Origin of the sequence: Metabacillus dongyingensis, from assembly GCF_019933155.2 — a bacterium.
Lineage (GTDB): Bacteria > Bacillota > Bacilli > Bacillales > Bacillaceae > Bacillus_P > Bacillus_P dongyingensis.
In genome coordinates this window covers 3,527,809-3,541,161 of the sequence record NZ_CP082944.1, presented here as the reverse complement: position 1 = coordinate 3,541,161, position 13,353 = coordinate 3,527,809, and the positions used below count along the sequence as shown (strand labels likewise).

Below are 13,353 nucleotides of genomic sequence, written 5' to 3'. Positions count from 1 at the left end.
AAAGAGGGGACCGCCATGGTTAAAAATGAGAAAGGTTTTACTTTAATAGAAATGCTGATTGTATTGCTTGTGATTTCTGTCCTGCTTTTGATTACCATTCCAAACATTACGAAGCATCACTCGAATATTCAGGCAAAAGGATGCGAAGGGCTGAAAAATACAGTACAGGCCCAGTCAACTGCCTATCAAATTGAACAAAAAGCAGTACCCACTATAGAGGATCTTAAGACTGAGAAATATATTGAGGAATCCCCTGTTTGCCCGAATGGAACGGAGCTGATTATTGATGGTGATGGCAAGGTTGCTGAAAAGACAGAAGAATGAATCAGGCTATACATTGTTAGAAACGATTATGGTGATGAGCATTATGTCTGTTCTGATGGTGATAACGATGCTTTTTATTCAGCCCTTTCAAAGTCAAAAAAAAGCAGACTTGTTTTTTGAAGCGCTCGAAAGAGATGTCCTGTATGCTCAGCAGTATGCCATCTCAAATAAAATAGGTGTGATGATTCTATTTGACACGGCCAAAAATCAATACATCGGTGTAGAGGGAGGTATACCTGCGAAAAGGTTATTTACTGTTAAGTATGATTCGGGGATTCAAATGTCTCCCTTAACAATGGATGCCCGCGTCCAGTTTAATAGTGAAGGCGGAATATTATCAAGCGGATCGATGAGTGTGACCTTTCACAATAAGAAGTACAAGATGATCTTTTATATGGGAATGGGGAGAATGAAAATTGAAGGACAGTAAAGGCTTTACTATGGCTGAAACACTTATGGCCTTCAGCATTTGGTCGATGATTTCTCTTATATTGCTTCCTGCATCGGTCTATTTAAAAAAAGAGCGGGAAGAAAGCAAGGTTTACCATGAAGCCTTAGTTCTCCTGAAAGAGCACATTGAATTCTCAAATTTTGAAAATCTTGAAAAAGAGAACGTTAACCTTTTCATTAAAAATCAAGAGTTTAAGATAACATGGAGCAAGGAGGAAGAAATTGATCAAGCTTGCATCAAGTGGGAAAGCCATGAGGCTGCGAAGGAGGAATGCATGTATTCTTTTAGAGAATAAAGGATTTACATTTCTTAATATGATGTTCTCTTTAAGCATAGTCCTAATTATTGTTTCCTCTTCGGCCATCCTTATCCCTTACATTTATGGTATATCTGACAGGAAAAATGATTTGAATCTTCTTGAATGGGAAGTTTTTCTGCAGCAGACAGTTATTGAAATGCGGGAAGGAACGAATTTGAGTGTTGAGCCTCAAAGAATTTCTTTCACATCAAAATCAGGAAGAATCATTGAATATGAAAAATACGGCTATCTTATTCGCAGACAAGTGGATGGAACTGGCCATATCATCTGTCTCAGAAATGTCAAAAATATAAAATTTGAGCCAATTGCAGGCGGCGCATCCCTTACAGTTACCAGCATGACGGATAATGAATACCGCAGCAGCCTCAGAAGTTTTCATGAACTGAAGGTCATGAAATGAAAAACGAAAATGGATATATTCTGCCTTCCGTATCGATATTGGCTCTATTTTTCCTTATGGTTATCTTTCATCATACCGCTTTATATTTAACAGAAAAAAAGTTCTATCATGAAAGGAGCCAGACCGTTTTATTAGAAAATCTTATGCTGTATGGGGTTAAGCACTCCTTAAATCAGATTACTCAAGAAGATCATGCGGCACAGCAGCTCATTAAATTAAAAAACGGGACAATTGTTTATAATGTCTCGAAAAATGATTCAGAACATATTTATGTAGAACTATCCTGTGAAACAGAAAATAAGAACTTTACTTCAGCTAAATATAAATACAGTTTAATCCAAGAGGAAATTGTTTATTGGACTGTGTATTAAAGGATAGTTGAAAATCAGCTCCCATTATGAGCAAATCTGTGTTAAAGTTATGAAAAAAATGCGGAGTGAGTGTTTGTGAAAGCTATTTTTTTAACAGGCTTTATGGGAACTGGAAAAACCACAATCGGAAAAGCATTGGCTGAAAAACTGAAATTACCTGTTTATGATATTGATGAATTCATTGCAGAAAAGACTGGAAAACAAGTGAAGACAATCTTTAAAGAACAGGGAGAGGGAGTATTCAGAGATCTGGAAACAAAATACATTCAGTTGCTCCCTCTGAAGGATGTTGTTATTACAACTGGAGGCGGGCTTCCTGTCCGCACAGAAAACCGAAAGTATATGATGGAGAATGGAACTGTCGTTTTTTTGCATACTGATCTGGATGTCATTTTTGAACGGCTAAAGCAGGATGAAAATCGGCCGCTTGCTTTACATGCTTCAAAAGATGAGCTTACTGAATTATTTTTATCCCGCAAAACAGCTTATGAGGATTGTTCATTTATGATAAATACGACAGGAAAATCAATTAATGATATTACTGAAGAAATTATTGGGAGACTAGAAAGACAAGACACTGGCTATACTGAATAAAAAAGTGTACATGAGGTGTTTGTTTTGTCTACAAATGATTATGTGAAATATATGACTCAGCAATTAGTTCGTTACATGGATACACCAAAGGAAGAACGAAAAGCAAAAAAGTCAATCCGTAAAACAGAACGGAGCCCTTTGGCAAACAGATGGTTCGGAATTTTGCCATTTGCTGTCATGTTTTTCATGAGGAAGAAAAGGTAAAGTGCTTGCAGTACAGCACTTTTTTTTTGAATTCAATGTTTAGTAGGCGATACAAAAATGTTTGCTCAATCTTACAATACAAATATGAACATTAGAAGACGGACTATGTGATCCTGAAAATAGAGAGAAGGAAATGCGTGGAAGGTTTGACTTTACTCAGGAAATTCTTGCAGCACAAAAGACAGAACAGGTTTTGTTTTAGCTTTGATTCAGCTTCTGGCAGGTGCATCTATTAATGATGTAACCGATCAATTTCTTTTATCAAACGGGTTTATTGGGCCGCGCATGAAAAAGAGTGAGCGCTTTATTAGATACTTTAGCTTGTTCCGTGTGTCGTCTGAACAATTAAAGCCTGTATTAGAAGTGAGATGGGAATATTTACTTGAAGTGGATGAGGAAATCTTAAAAAAGTACGGAACAATTGAAAATTATGCTGGAATGGTTTGCGGGCTTAATCAGGATCATATAGAGAAGCTAAAACAAAATCTGCTTGATTAACCAGAAAAGGTACCCTTTGGGTACCTTTTCTGGTTTTTATCAGGATGTTCGTGTCATTTATTACTGTTCGGTCAAATCGTTCCTGTATGCTCTAATCTGCCTCTTCTAGCACTTGTATTTTTTTCACTTTTTCTGATTTGGCATCATAAGAGATCGTTACAAAAACACCAATGTCTTTCATTCCTTCACGTACAGTAACCTTATATTGTTTTACTGTTTGATTCTTTTTGGTATTATCCCAAATCTTCTGTGCAAATAGAACCTGTGACAAAGGATAACGCTTTTTCGTCTCTTTGACAGCAAAGTCTTTCCAATCTGTGTGCTGTGAGGCAGAAACAGTACTGGAAATTGAAACCATTGAGGGAGTAAATCCGTATATAAAGAGAAGAAGCAATAAAACAATCGATTTTTTCAAACGTATCACCTTCCTTTTTAGTTATTTTTACCAAAACAGGAGCAGGTATTCAAAAAGAGTTTATTATCTGAAGGGGGCAATAAAATGGTATTCGTGATTATTTTCTTTTTTATTTTATTTATTGCTGCAATTATTACAGACGGGTATAGAAGTAATAAAAGGCGCAGAGGCTCTGATTCCTCCGCTATATTTCCTTTTGCAGGATCAGATTCGGATGATCGTCATCACACGGACTCTAGCTTTTTTGACTGGGGAGGCGGAGGAGATTCAGGCGGCAGTGACGGCGGAGGAGGAGGGGGAGATTAACCGGAGTAAGGCCGTTACTGAGCGGCTTTATTCTTTTTTTTATTTGTACGAAAAAAGGAGATATCAGAAAAAACGTTCTTTATAAAGTAATGAAAAAGTAAGAAAAAGAGAGGGAATAGCAGATAATCCATGAAAAATGTTCTTTAAAACGAAAAAATGACGGTATTTGATAATATATTATTTGCCTTTAACGGCATATAATTTAATAGATCTATTTAAAAATACTTCTCGAAAGTAAATGATGCAATAGATTATTAGTAATCAATTACTGCCAAAATGTTCTTAATAAAGAATACTATTCAGTAAACCATAAAGGGGATGTCTCCCTTGAAACAGGCTTTCATATTTTTGGCTGTTGTCAATGCATTAGATGCAGTGCTTACTGTTATTGGCCTTCACTACAATTTAATAGCTGAAGCTAATCCATTTATGAAGTTGCTTTATGAGATACATCCCCTGCTATTTGCAGGCTTTAAACTATCTTTTTCCATTTTCCTGTATTTATTTATTACAGGTGCTTGCCGTCGTCATTGGCAGTAAAATTCATTGCTTATACGGCTTTTTTTGCTTATGGGATTATTTTAGCGATGCATGTTTATTGGATTCATTTAATTTTCATATAAAGCGGGGGACAGTTTTATGTATAAAAAACTTTGCAATCGCTGTTATCAGCCGTCATTCAGCAGCTGTCCGGCAGAACGATGGATTTGTCCAATCTGCACAAATGATCTAACAAAAATAAAAGCGAATCGAGCGTTGAATTTGCCGAGTCCTAAACCGGAAAAGTATTTATCAAAGAACGGAACAAAATTAGCCCCGCATTTTAATAAATACGCATAATTAAAACGCTCTGGGAATATGCCAGAACGCCTACTTAATGTATGGATTAGTTATCTTAATCTAAATAAAATTACAGAACGAAAAAAGTACACAAGCTTTCTATTTATCTTGGTTCATTTTCCACCGGTTAAATTCAAGAAATTCACGAAATTGATCCTTCGTTACACCAGAATCCATCGCTTCTTTAACAAGGTTTGCCCATTCATTATCAAGATTATCTTTTTTTGTCTCATAAATTGATTCGTCTAATATTAGGGTATTCATGGATACTCCCAGTACGGATGAGACTTTTTCAAGAAATTGAACAGAAGGATTAGACTGCAGATTCCGTTCAATTGAACTTAAATATGATTTAGCAACACCAGCGCGATCGGCAAGCTCTGATAGAGAAAGTCCTCGTTCTTTACGGTATTTACGGATGCGTTCACCAATCATATGATCACCTTCCCAGAGTCATTATAGCATATAACGAAGGAGGTGTTATATATATAGAACGATTTTTACAAAAAAATATGTACAATTTCTGTTTGTCAATTTTTAAGTGTTTGCGTTTTCAAAAATTCTCTTATTTCTTCTTTGCTGATTCCCATTTGCAAAGCTGACAGTATTAAATCTTTCCATTCTTGATCCATCTTTTCTACTTCCTTCATTAACATCTCCATTTTTTCTCCTCCTAAAATACGTCTCTGTATTTCAGGCAGTCCAGCCATCATAGTTAATTACGAACCTTAGATCTGTGACTTTGCGTCCTTGCTTTTCAGCAAGTTTGCCTTTGTCTGATTATGTGCAATAGTAGAGTCTGCAAAATCAAATATTTGTTTCTTTAGTCCTTAAGGTATATATATCTTATTTACTACTATTATAAAAAATGGTTTTTACTTTTTGTGCTGAAATGTGTCGATTGCAAAAAAAATTTCAATTATTAGAAAATATTAGAATTAATTGGGTGTAACTTCCTTTATTGTAGGCATTTTGATGGACTTTGATTTTATGATACGACAGAAAATTTTACGAAAAATAACAAACTGCAAAAACTTATTTTCTCTTTTGAAAATAAGTTTTTGCAGTTTTTCGACATTAATAGAACGCATTTTGCGACAAATAAAAAATTCCGCCATTTACAATCGAAACATTTATTTGCGGATCATATAATTCTTTTAATGCTGCTTTTTCTAATTGGTAGGATTCCGGTTTCTCATCAAGATCTTCATAAAAATGACTGAGCAGCATCATATCAGAGTTCCAGCGCTGTCTTGCATCGTCTGCCCATGAGTGGTCATCCTTCTCAATAATAGATTGGATATAGTTCTGAATGCGATTTAACCCGCTTTGTTCCTTAATCATTGGGGATGTTGTAAAGCAAAGATCAGGAATTCGCGGTGTTAAGGTCATTTTTTCTAAATGATCCTGAAAATTTTCCAGGATTGCTCCGCTGATCAAATGGAGACCGATTGAATATAAATGGTCCTTCTTTTTGTCGCTCTGATAAGATACCATGACATTTACTCCGAGCCATGGGTGCAGTGATTGCGAGCTTCCTTTATTCGGAGAGTTTTCATAAAGGCGGATGTGACTTCCAAGTTTTTTGCTCGTCTGGTAAATCTGATGGAGTCTTGGTGCTCCGAAATGCATAATTTCTCCTTTTAAATCTTCAGGAGCCTGTTTGGCATCTGTAAGAAATGTCACCTGCATAGGATTTGGAACACCGCCGGTTTTTTCAAGATAGGTCCAGTAAAAAGGACGGTTCATCAGCTCTTTATCCATTTCGATTGTTAACTGCACAGTCATATATCCTGGGTGTTTATCAGTGATTTGACACGAATTTGCTGTAAAAAAACTTTCTAAAAATTGACTGATCTCTTGCTGCAGCATTTCTCTGAAGCCTCCTTGCCTATCCTTATTTTCCATTCGCTGCTTTTTTTTCAGTGTGTTCGAGCTCGGCAGAATGAAGGATGGATGTTAAGTTTTCCATTTTGATTTTCATTTCGCCTTCACTTTTTGATTGAAAGAGAATATCCTGCAAATGATCTTCAAAATTTGAAATATCCAATCTGGTTAAAATTTCATCAAGCTCACCGATTACTTTTTCGAATAGATTAATTTTTTCATAAAGCAATTTTAATATATGCTCTTCAACCGTATTTTTTGTAGCCATATTGTAAATATAAACGTCTTTTTCCTGGCCGAGGCGATGAATCCGGCCGATTCTTTGTTCAAGCCGCATCGGGTTCCATGGCAGGTCATAATTGATGATGTGATTGCAAAATTGCAGGTTTATGCCTTCGCCCCCAGCTTCTGTTGCAATCAGTACTTGAACACGGTTTTTAAATAAATCTTTCATCCAATCTTTTTTCCCCCGTTTAAATCCTCCCCTGAAAGGGACAGAAGAAATACCGTGCTGCTGCAAAAACCATTGCAGATAAAATTGAGTGGCACGATATTCAGTAAAGATAATGACTTTATCATCAATTCTTTTAATAAGCTCCACTGCTTTTTGTGCTTTCGTGTTTCCGTCAACCTCATCAATGCACTGCATCAATTCCCTGATGATTGGTTCAGGCAGAGGGGAGGCCTCACCTGCAGGCCGATCGATCATTTTTTTTAGTGTCATATAAACGGCTTCCCTGCTTGAGCATGCTTCTCTTTGGAGTGTCATAATGGAAAACATGCTTGCAGCAACAGTTCCGAATGATTTAAGTCTTGATATAGCTGTGTACAGATTTCGTTCAGTTGGAGAGAGTTCAATCGGAACCGTTTCAACATGGCGTTTTGGCCAGTCAATTCCAGTATCGCCGCGGCGGTTTCGGATCATTACTTTGTTGACAAGCTCCTGCAGATGCTCATGATGTTCAAGAGACCGATTTTTAGCTGAGAAAACTTCTGAAAAATAAGCTTCGTTTCCAAGGTGACCGGGTTTGAGAAGAGAGACAAGATTGAAAATCTCTTCAACACGATTTTGGATCGGAGTTGCTGTCAGAAGAAGGCAGTATTTCTTTTTCAGGCTCTGAACAAATTCATAGTTTTTTGTTTTATTATTTTTAAGTTTATGAGCCTCATCGATAATGACTAAATCATATTGCTGGGCAAGGACTATTTCCCTGTGCGGGCTTCGTTTTGCAGTGTCGATAGATGAAACCACCACATCACATGCTTCCCAAACGTAGCTTTTCTTCTGCTCAACAGCAGGTATATAAAATTTTTCATGCAGTTCTCTTGCCCATTGTGAAACTAAAGAGGCCGGCACGAGAATTAAGATCTTTTTGGCAAGGCCGCGGATCATGTATTCTTTTATTATCAATCCGGCTTCAATCGTTTTTCCAAGGCCCACTTCATCTGCCAGTATCGCTTTGCCGTTCATATGCTCAACTACCTGTCTTGCAACCTCTAATTGGTGCGGCAGGGGAGTAAAGTCTGTCAGATGATTTGGAGCCTGCAAGCCTTCAAACGAAGGAACAATTAAATGTTTTTGTACTTCACAGGCGAGTTTGTAATTTTCCCAACTTGCCCAAGGCCCATCATTTTCTAATTTTTTAAAAAAAGTATCTTGCCAGGAGGAATCAAAGTTGATTTTCACATTCATAAATGACAGCCCTTTCAAGCAAAGGTATTGTTATAGTGAATCGTTCATTTTAAGGTGTGAATTGGTAGCATATTATGATAAAATACAAATAAATCAGCTTAAACACGAACATTAAACTAAAATATATGTTTAATATTTGTGTAAAAATAGATTGATGAATGCTGTTCATAATGGTAGGATGTTAATAAGTAAGAAAGTTGCTAACATACTTACTTTTCAGTTAGCATGCTTCTTTTGTCAAAAATGTCAAAATGTCAAAGAATATTATCTCTTAGTATGACCAGTTTTACAGAAAATATGAGCGAATGAGAGCAAGGGGAGAGACTGCCGGCGGCTCTATTAAATGAAACCGCAAAAGCAGCGCCGAAGGAGCAAACAACTGTGAATCTCTCAGGCAAAAGAACTCTTGTTTGACGCAACTCTGGAGAGAGTTTGTGAAAGCAGCAAACCACCAAAGGGGAAAGCTTTGCTTATTTTTGGCAAGGTAAACTTTCAGGTGCAGGGACAGAGACTTCCTTTTTTACATTAAAGGGGGGTCTCTGTCCTTTTTTTATACTTTTTTGGGGAGGCGATTTGATTATGGCAGATTTAAAGCGAACACCATTATTTGATGTTTATAAAGAACTTGGTGCAAAGACAATTGATTTTGGCGGTTGGGATCTTCCCGTTCAATTTTCTTCTATTAAAGAGGAACACGAGGCAGTTCGGGAAAGAGCTGGCTTATTCGATGTTTCGCATATGGGTGAAATTGAAGTAACAGGTACAGACAGTCTTGCATTCCTTCAAAAGACAATGACGAATGATGTTTCCCTTTTGAAAGACGGCGGAGCCCAGTACACGGCGATGTGCTATGAAGATGGGGGAACAGTAGACGATTTATTAATTTATAAAAAATCAGATACTCACTTTTTATTAGTCGTGAATGCTTCAAATATTGAAAAAGATTATGAGTGGCTCATCTCGCACAAATTCGGAGACACAAAGCTTCATAATATTTCATCAGATGTTGCCCAACTGGCCATTCAGGGGCCACAAGCTGAATCTATCCTTCAAAAATTAACAGAAACAGATTTAAGTGAAATCAAGTTTTTTAAATTTAAAGATGACGTTGTAATCGATGATGTAAAAGCTCTTGTCTCAAGAACAGGCTATACAGGCGAAGACGGCTTTGAAATCTATTGCCCATCTTCAGAAGCGTCTTCCCTTTGGAAAGCAATTTTAGAAGCAGGCAAAAATGAAGGAATTCTTCCGTGCGGATTAGGCGCACGCGACACATTGCGCTTTGAAGCAAATCTGCCTTTATATGGTCAGGAACTTACCAAAGAAATTACTCCGATTGAGGCGGGAATCGGTTTTGCTGTAAAACCGAATAAAGAGGCAGACTTCATCGGAAAAGATATTTTAAAAGAACAAAAAGAAAACGGAACAGCAAGAAAGCTTGTCGGTCTTGAGATGATTGACAAGGGAATACCCCGACATGGTTATGAAGTATACCATGGAGACGAACAAATCGGCGAAGTAACGACTGGCACACAATCTCCTACATTAAAGAAAAATATCGGCTGGGCTCTGCTGAAAAAGGAATTTGCAGAACCAGGCACTGAAGTGATTGTGCAAGTGCGCAAGAAACGCTTAAAAGCAGTTACAGTTTCAACACCTTTTTATAAACGACCAAAAAAATGAGCTAGTTTGAAAGGGGAACACATCCATGAAACATCGTTATTTGCCGATGACAGAACAAGATCAGCAGGAAATGCTTGATACTGTCGGAGTATCTCATATAGGTGAGCTTTTCTCAGACATTCCCGAGAGCGTGCGTTTTCAGGGGGAATATAAGATCAAGAAAGCAAAATCTGAAACAGAACTTGTTAAGGAGCTGAGTGAGCTAGCTTCTAAAAACAAGGATTTAAGAAGCAATGCTTCTTTCCTTGGTGCAGGTGTATACGATCATTACATGCCGATCATAGTAGATCATGTTATTTCACGCTCAGAATTTTATACAGCATACACTCCGTATCAGCCGGAAATTTCTCAGGGCGAGCTTCAGGCCATCTTTGAATTTCAAACAATGATCGCTGAGCTTACTGGAATGGACGTGGCGAACTCATCCATGTACGACGGCGGAACTTCTTTAGCTGAAGCAGCCATGCTTGCTGCAGGTCAAACAAAAAAGAAAAAAGTCATCGTTTCAAAAGCCGTTCACCCGGAAAGCAGAGATGTGCTGAAAACATATGCAAAAGGACAGTACATTGAAGTAGTAGAAGTCCCTGTGAAAAATGGCGTCACTGACCTTGAAGCTTTAAAGGCGGAAATGTCAGACGATGTTGCGGCTGTCGTTGTGCAATATCCAAACTTCTTCGGGCAAGTCGAGCCGCTTAAAGAGATTGAACCAATTGCTCATACAGGTAAGAGCATGTTTATCGTATCTTCCAATCCGCTTGCTCTTGGAGCTTTAACACCTCCTGGGAAATTCGGGGCAGACATAGTGGCAGGCGATGCTCAGCCATTTGGTATTCCGACTGCTTTTGGCGGTCCTCACTGCGGTTACTTTGCTGTAACTCAGAAATTGCTCCGCAAAGTACCGGGACGATTGGTCGGACAGACGACAGATGAACAGGGCAGACGCGGGTTTGTATTAACCCTGCAGGCGCGTGAGCAGCATATAAGACGTGATAAAGCGACTTCTAATATATGTTCAAATCAGGCGTTAAACGCTTTGGCAGCCTCAGTTGCCATGACGGCACTCGGGAAAAAAGGCGTAAAAGAAATGGCCTTTCAAAATATCCAAAAAGCAAACTACGCTAAAAAAGCATTTGCACAAAATGGGATTGAGGTTCCATTTGAAGGGGCTATTTTTAACGAATTCGTCATTAAATTAAACAAACCGATTAAAGAGATAAATGCAAAGCTTATTCAAAAGGGCATCATTGGCGGTTTTGATTTAGGCAGAGTATACCCGGAGCTTGAAAACCATATGCTTGTAGCTGTAACTGAATTGCGTACAAAAGAAGAAATTGACCTATTTGTAAATGAATTGGGGGATGGACATGAATAAGCAGGATCAGCCATTAATATTTGAACTGACAAAACCAGGACGAACAGGCTACAGTTTGCCTTCAATGGATATCCCTGAAATCGCTGCAGATGAATTAATTCCAAGTGAATATTTGCGTACAGATGAAGCTGAACTGCCGGAAGTCTCCGAACTTGATATTATGAGACATTATACAGCTCTTTCCAAAAGGAACCATGGAGTAGATTCCGGGTTTTATCCACTTGGATCCTGTACGATGAAATACAATCCTAAAATCAATGAAAATGTAGCGCGTATGGCAGGTTTAGCCCATATCCATCCTTTGCAGGATGAAAGCACAGTTCAGGGTGCCCTTGAGCTTATGTATGATCTTCAAGAGCATCTCATTGAAATTACCGGAATGGATGAGGTTACACTGCAGCCTGCAGCAGGCGCGCATGGCGAATGGACTGGCCTGATGATGATCCGTGCTTATCATGAAGCCAACAACGATTTTAACCGGACAAAAGTGATTGTTCCTGACTCAGCTCATGGCACAAATCCAGCGTCAGCTACTGTAGCGGGATTTGAAACAATTACGGTTAAATCAAACGAACAGGGCCTTGTAGATCTTGAAGATTTAAAACGTGTGGTAGGGGAAGATACAGCTGCTCTTATGCTGACGAATCCTAATACCCTAGGACTTTTTGAAGAAAATATTTTAGAAATGGCGAAAATCGTACATGATGCAGGAGGCAAGCTTTATTACGACGGTGCAAATTTAAATGCCGTATTAAGCAAGGCACGTCCAGGCGATATGGGATTTGATGTCGTTCATTTAAATCTTCATAAAACATTTACCGGTCCTCACGGAGGCGGAGGCCCTGGATCTGGCCCGGTTGGAGTAAAAGCTGATCTGATTCCGTACCTGCCAAAACCTGTATTAGTTAAAAGAGATAATAAATATACGTTTGATTATGATCGTCCGCAGTCCATCGGCCGGGTGAAGCCATTCTACGGAAACTTCGGAATTAACGTCCGTGCTTATACGTATATTCGGACAATGGGACCTGACGGGTTAAAAGCGGTGACAGAGTATGCCGTTTTAAATGCAAACTACATGATGAGAAGACTTTCAGAAGCCTATGATCTGCCATTTGACAGGCACTGCAAGCATGAATTTGTTCTTTCGGGCAAACGTCAGAAAAAATTAGGGGTGCGGACGCTTGACATCGCAAAAAGGCTGCTTGATTTCGGCTATCATCCGCCTACCATCTACTTCCCATTAAACGTGGAAGAATGCATCATGATTGAGCCGACTGAAACAGAATCAAAAGAAACGCTGGATTCATTTATTGACGCAATGCTCCAGATCGCAAAAGAAGCAGAAGAAAATCCTGAAATTGTACAGGAAGCACCGCATACGACAGTTGTCAGCCGCTTAGATGAGACTACAGCAGCAAGAAAACCGATCTTGCGTTATCAAAAGCAATAAAAGACAGACAAAAAGGATTCGCATTTCATGCGGATCCTTTTTTCTATTTATACATAAAAAAGTCTGCAGAACAGACTGCAGACTTTCTCTTATTTCTTTGCTTTTATTTTACCGCCCCAGCCCTTAAAGCCGCCTTTTAGGGTGTATAGATCGTTATAGCCTTTTCTTTTCAGCATTTGAGCTGTGCGTCCGCTTCTGACAGTGTTTTGACAGTAAATGTAGACAGGCTGATCTTTGCGGATTTCCTTATGTCTTTGTCTCATTTGGGATAAAGGAATATTTCTTGCTCCAAGAATATGTCCGCCGTCAAACTCATTTGGCTCACGAACATCAATTAACTGAGCTTTTCTGTATCCAGCACGGAATTCTTCTTCCGTTAATGTTTTCATGATTTTACGCTGATAAAAATAAGAGTAAATCGTGTAGGCTGCTAGTGCACCTAATAGAATCACTAAAAAAATCCATGTTGTCAAGCTGACCCGACTCCTTTATAAGCAACTTTTCTTAGACAAGTTCAAATGATCTTTAATAAATATTGGACAA

Annotated in this window: 19 protein-coding genes, 1 pseudogene and 2 riboswitches; of the genes and pseudogenes, 14 read left to right on the top strand and 6 right to left on the bottom strand. The window is 38.5% G+C overall.

All coding sequences use genetic code 11. The features are described from left to right. The first annotated feature begins 15 nt into the window (after positions 1 to 15). The 8 genes and pseudogenes from comGC to K8L98_RS17515 all read left to right on the top strand — a co-directional run. A complete protein-coding gene (gene comGC, locus K8L98_RS17550; RefSeq protein WP_223436678.1) occupies positions 16 to 324 on the top strand; it encodes a competence type IV pilus major pilin ComGC in 309 nt (102 codons plus the stop codon). After that, entirely contained in the window at positions 302 to 754 is a 453-nt protein-coding gene (gene comGD, locus K8L98_RS17545; protein WP_223436676.1) for a competence type IV pilus minor pilin ComGD, read from the top strand. Before comGC ends, comGD begins: the two co-directional genes overlap by 23 nt. Then, positions 741 to 1,070 carry a competence type IV pilus minor pilin ComGE gene (comGE, locus tag K8L98_RS17540; protein WP_223436674.1) on the top strand — a complete coding sequence of 110 codons (330 nt, stop codon included), beginning with the start codon at positions 741 to 743 and terminating at the stop codon, positions 1,068 to 1,070. The genes comGD and comGE overlap by 14 nt, the downstream gene beginning before the upstream one ends. Beyond that, complete coding sequence (gene comGF / locus K8L98_RS17535; RefSeq protein ID WP_223436673.1) at positions 997 to 1,494, top strand: competence type IV pilus minor pilin ComGF; 498 nt, start codon at positions 997 to 999, stop codon at positions 1,492 to 1,494. The genes comGE and comGF overlap by 74 nt, the downstream gene beginning before the upstream one ends. Next, positions 1,491 to 1,865: a competence type IV pilus minor pilin ComGG gene (gene comGG, locus K8L98_RS17530; protein ID WP_223436671.1), complete on the top strand. Its 375-nt coding sequence runs from the start codon at positions 1,491 to 1,493 to the stop codon at positions 1,863 to 1,865. The genes comGF and comGG overlap by 4 nt, the downstream gene beginning before the upstream one ends. 75 nt (positions 1,866 to 1,940) lie before the next feature. Then, positions 1,941 to 2,459: a shikimate kinase gene (locus K8L98_RS17525; RefSeq protein WP_223436670.1), complete on the top strand. Its 519-nt coding sequence runs from the start codon at positions 1,941 to 1,943 to the stop codon at positions 2,457 to 2,459. A 24-nt stretch (positions 2,460 to 2,483) separates the two neighbouring features. Beyond that, a complete protein-coding gene (locus tag K8L98_RS17520) occupies positions 2,484 to 2,663 on the top strand; it encodes a YqzE family protein (protein ID WP_223436668.1) in 180 nt (59 codons plus the stop codon). Between the two features lie 189 nt (positions 2,664 to 2,852). Then, positions 2,853 to 3,161, top strand: a pseudogene (locus K8L98_RS17515) (tyrosine-protein phosphatase); the annotation flags it as partial. A 91-nt stretch (positions 3,162 to 3,252) separates the two neighbouring features. Here the strand turns inward: K8L98_RS17515 and K8L98_RS17510 are convergent. After that, positions 3,253 to 3,519 carry a DUF3889 domain-containing protein gene (locus tag K8L98_RS17510; protein ID WP_420828874.1) on the bottom strand — a complete coding sequence of 89 codons (267 nt, stop codon included), beginning with the start codon at positions 3,517 to 3,519 and terminating at the stop codon, positions 3,253 to 3,255. Positions 3,520 to 3,660: 141 nt separating this feature from the next. On the opposite strand from K8L98_RS17510, the gene K8L98_RS17505 reads away from it, so the two are divergent. From K8L98_RS17505 to K8L98_RS17495, 3 genes are all read left to right on the top strand, one after another. Then, a complete protein-coding gene (locus K8L98_RS17505) occupies positions 3,661 to 3,882 on the top strand; it encodes a hypothetical protein (protein WP_223436664.1) in 222 nt (73 codons plus the stop codon). A gap of 327 nt (positions 3,883 to 4,209) precedes the next feature. After that, positions 4,210 to 4,422 (top strand): DUF5658 family protein, encoded by a 213-nt coding sequence (locus tag K8L98_RS17500; RefSeq protein WP_223436662.1) that lies wholly within the window; start codon positions 4,210 to 4,212, stop codon positions 4,420 to 4,422. Positions 4,423 to 4,521: 99 nt separating this feature from the next. Next, the gene (locus K8L98_RS17495; RefSeq protein ID WP_223436660.1) at positions 4,522 to 4,722 is read left to right on the top strand and encodes a hypothetical protein; all 201 of its coding nucleotides are present in this window, start codon (positions 4,522 to 4,524) and stop codon (positions 4,720 to 4,722) included. A gap of 99 nt (positions 4,723 to 4,821) precedes the next feature. On the opposite strand, the gene K8L98_RS17490 is transcribed toward K8L98_RS17495, so the two are convergent. The 4 genes from K8L98_RS17490 to K8L98_RS17475 all read right to left on the bottom strand — a co-directional run bounded on the left by K8L98_RS17490 (position 4,822) and on the right by K8L98_RS17475 (position 8,302). Next, complete coding sequence (locus K8L98_RS17490) at positions 4,822 to 5,157, bottom strand: helix-turn-helix domain-containing protein (RefSeq protein WP_223436659.1); 336 nt, start codon at positions 5,155 to 5,157, stop codon at positions 4,822 to 4,824. Between the two features lie 95 nt (positions 5,158 to 5,252). Beyond that, positions 5,253 to 5,384: an anti-repressor SinI family protein gene (locus K8L98_RS17485; RefSeq protein ID WP_223436657.1), complete on the bottom strand. Its 132-nt coding sequence runs from the start codon at positions 5,382 to 5,384 to the stop codon at positions 5,253 to 5,255. A 31-nt stretch (positions 5,385 to 5,415) separates the two neighbouring features. Beyond that, positions 5,416 to 5,503: riboswitch (cyclic di-GMP riboswitch) on the bottom strand. 296 nt (positions 5,504 to 5,799) lie between these two features. Beyond that, positions 5,800 to 6,594 carry a YqhG family protein gene (locus K8L98_RS17480; RefSeq protein WP_223436655.1) on the bottom strand — a complete coding sequence of 265 codons (795 nt, stop codon included), beginning with the start codon at positions 6,592 to 6,594 and terminating at the stop codon, positions 5,800 to 5,802. 25 nt (positions 6,595 to 6,619) lie between these two features. Next, a complete protein-coding gene (locus K8L98_RS17475; RefSeq protein WP_223436654.1) occupies positions 6,620 to 8,302 on the bottom strand; it encodes a DEAD/DEAH box helicase in 1,683 nt (560 codons plus the stop codon). Positions 8,303 to 8,607: 305 nt separating this feature from the next. Further along, positions 8,608 to 8,718, top strand: a riboswitch (glycine riboswitch). Between the two features lie 163 nt (positions 8,719 to 8,881). Here K8L98_RS17475 and gcvT point away from each other — a divergent pair. From gcvT to gcvPB, 3 genes are read left to right on the top strand one after another with little or no spacing between them, the layout of a single operon-like run. Then, complete coding sequence (gene gcvT / locus K8L98_RS17470; RefSeq protein WP_223436651.1) at positions 8,882 to 9,985, top strand: glycine cleavage system aminomethyltransferase GcvT; 1,104 nt, start codon at positions 8,882 to 8,884, stop codon at positions 9,983 to 9,985. A 25-nt stretch (positions 9,986 to 10,010) separates the two neighbouring features. Continuing rightward, positions 10,011 to 11,357: an aminomethyl-transferring glycine dehydrogenase subunit GcvPA gene (gene gcvPA / locus K8L98_RS17465; RefSeq protein ID WP_223436649.1), complete on the top strand. Its 1,347-nt coding sequence runs from the start codon at positions 10,011 to 10,013 to the stop codon at positions 11,355 to 11,357. Further along, positions 11,350 to 12,810, top strand: a complete 1,461-nt coding sequence (gene gcvPB, locus K8L98_RS17460; protein ID WP_223436647.1) for an aminomethyl-transferring glycine dehydrogenase subunit GcvPB — start codon at positions 11,350 to 11,352, stop codon at positions 12,808 to 12,810. The genes gcvPA and gcvPB overlap by 8 nt, the downstream gene beginning before the upstream one ends. Positions 12,811 to 12,899: 89 nt before the next feature. On the opposite strand, the gene K8L98_RS17455 is transcribed toward gcvPB, so the two are convergent. Beyond that, on the bottom strand, positions 12,900 to 13,271 hold the full coding sequence (locus K8L98_RS17455; protein ID WP_223443545.1) for a rhodanese-like domain-containing protein: 372 nt from the start codon (positions 13,269 to 13,271) through the stop codon (positions 12,900 to 12,902). Between the last annotated feature and the right edge of the window lie 82 nt (positions 13,272 to 13,353).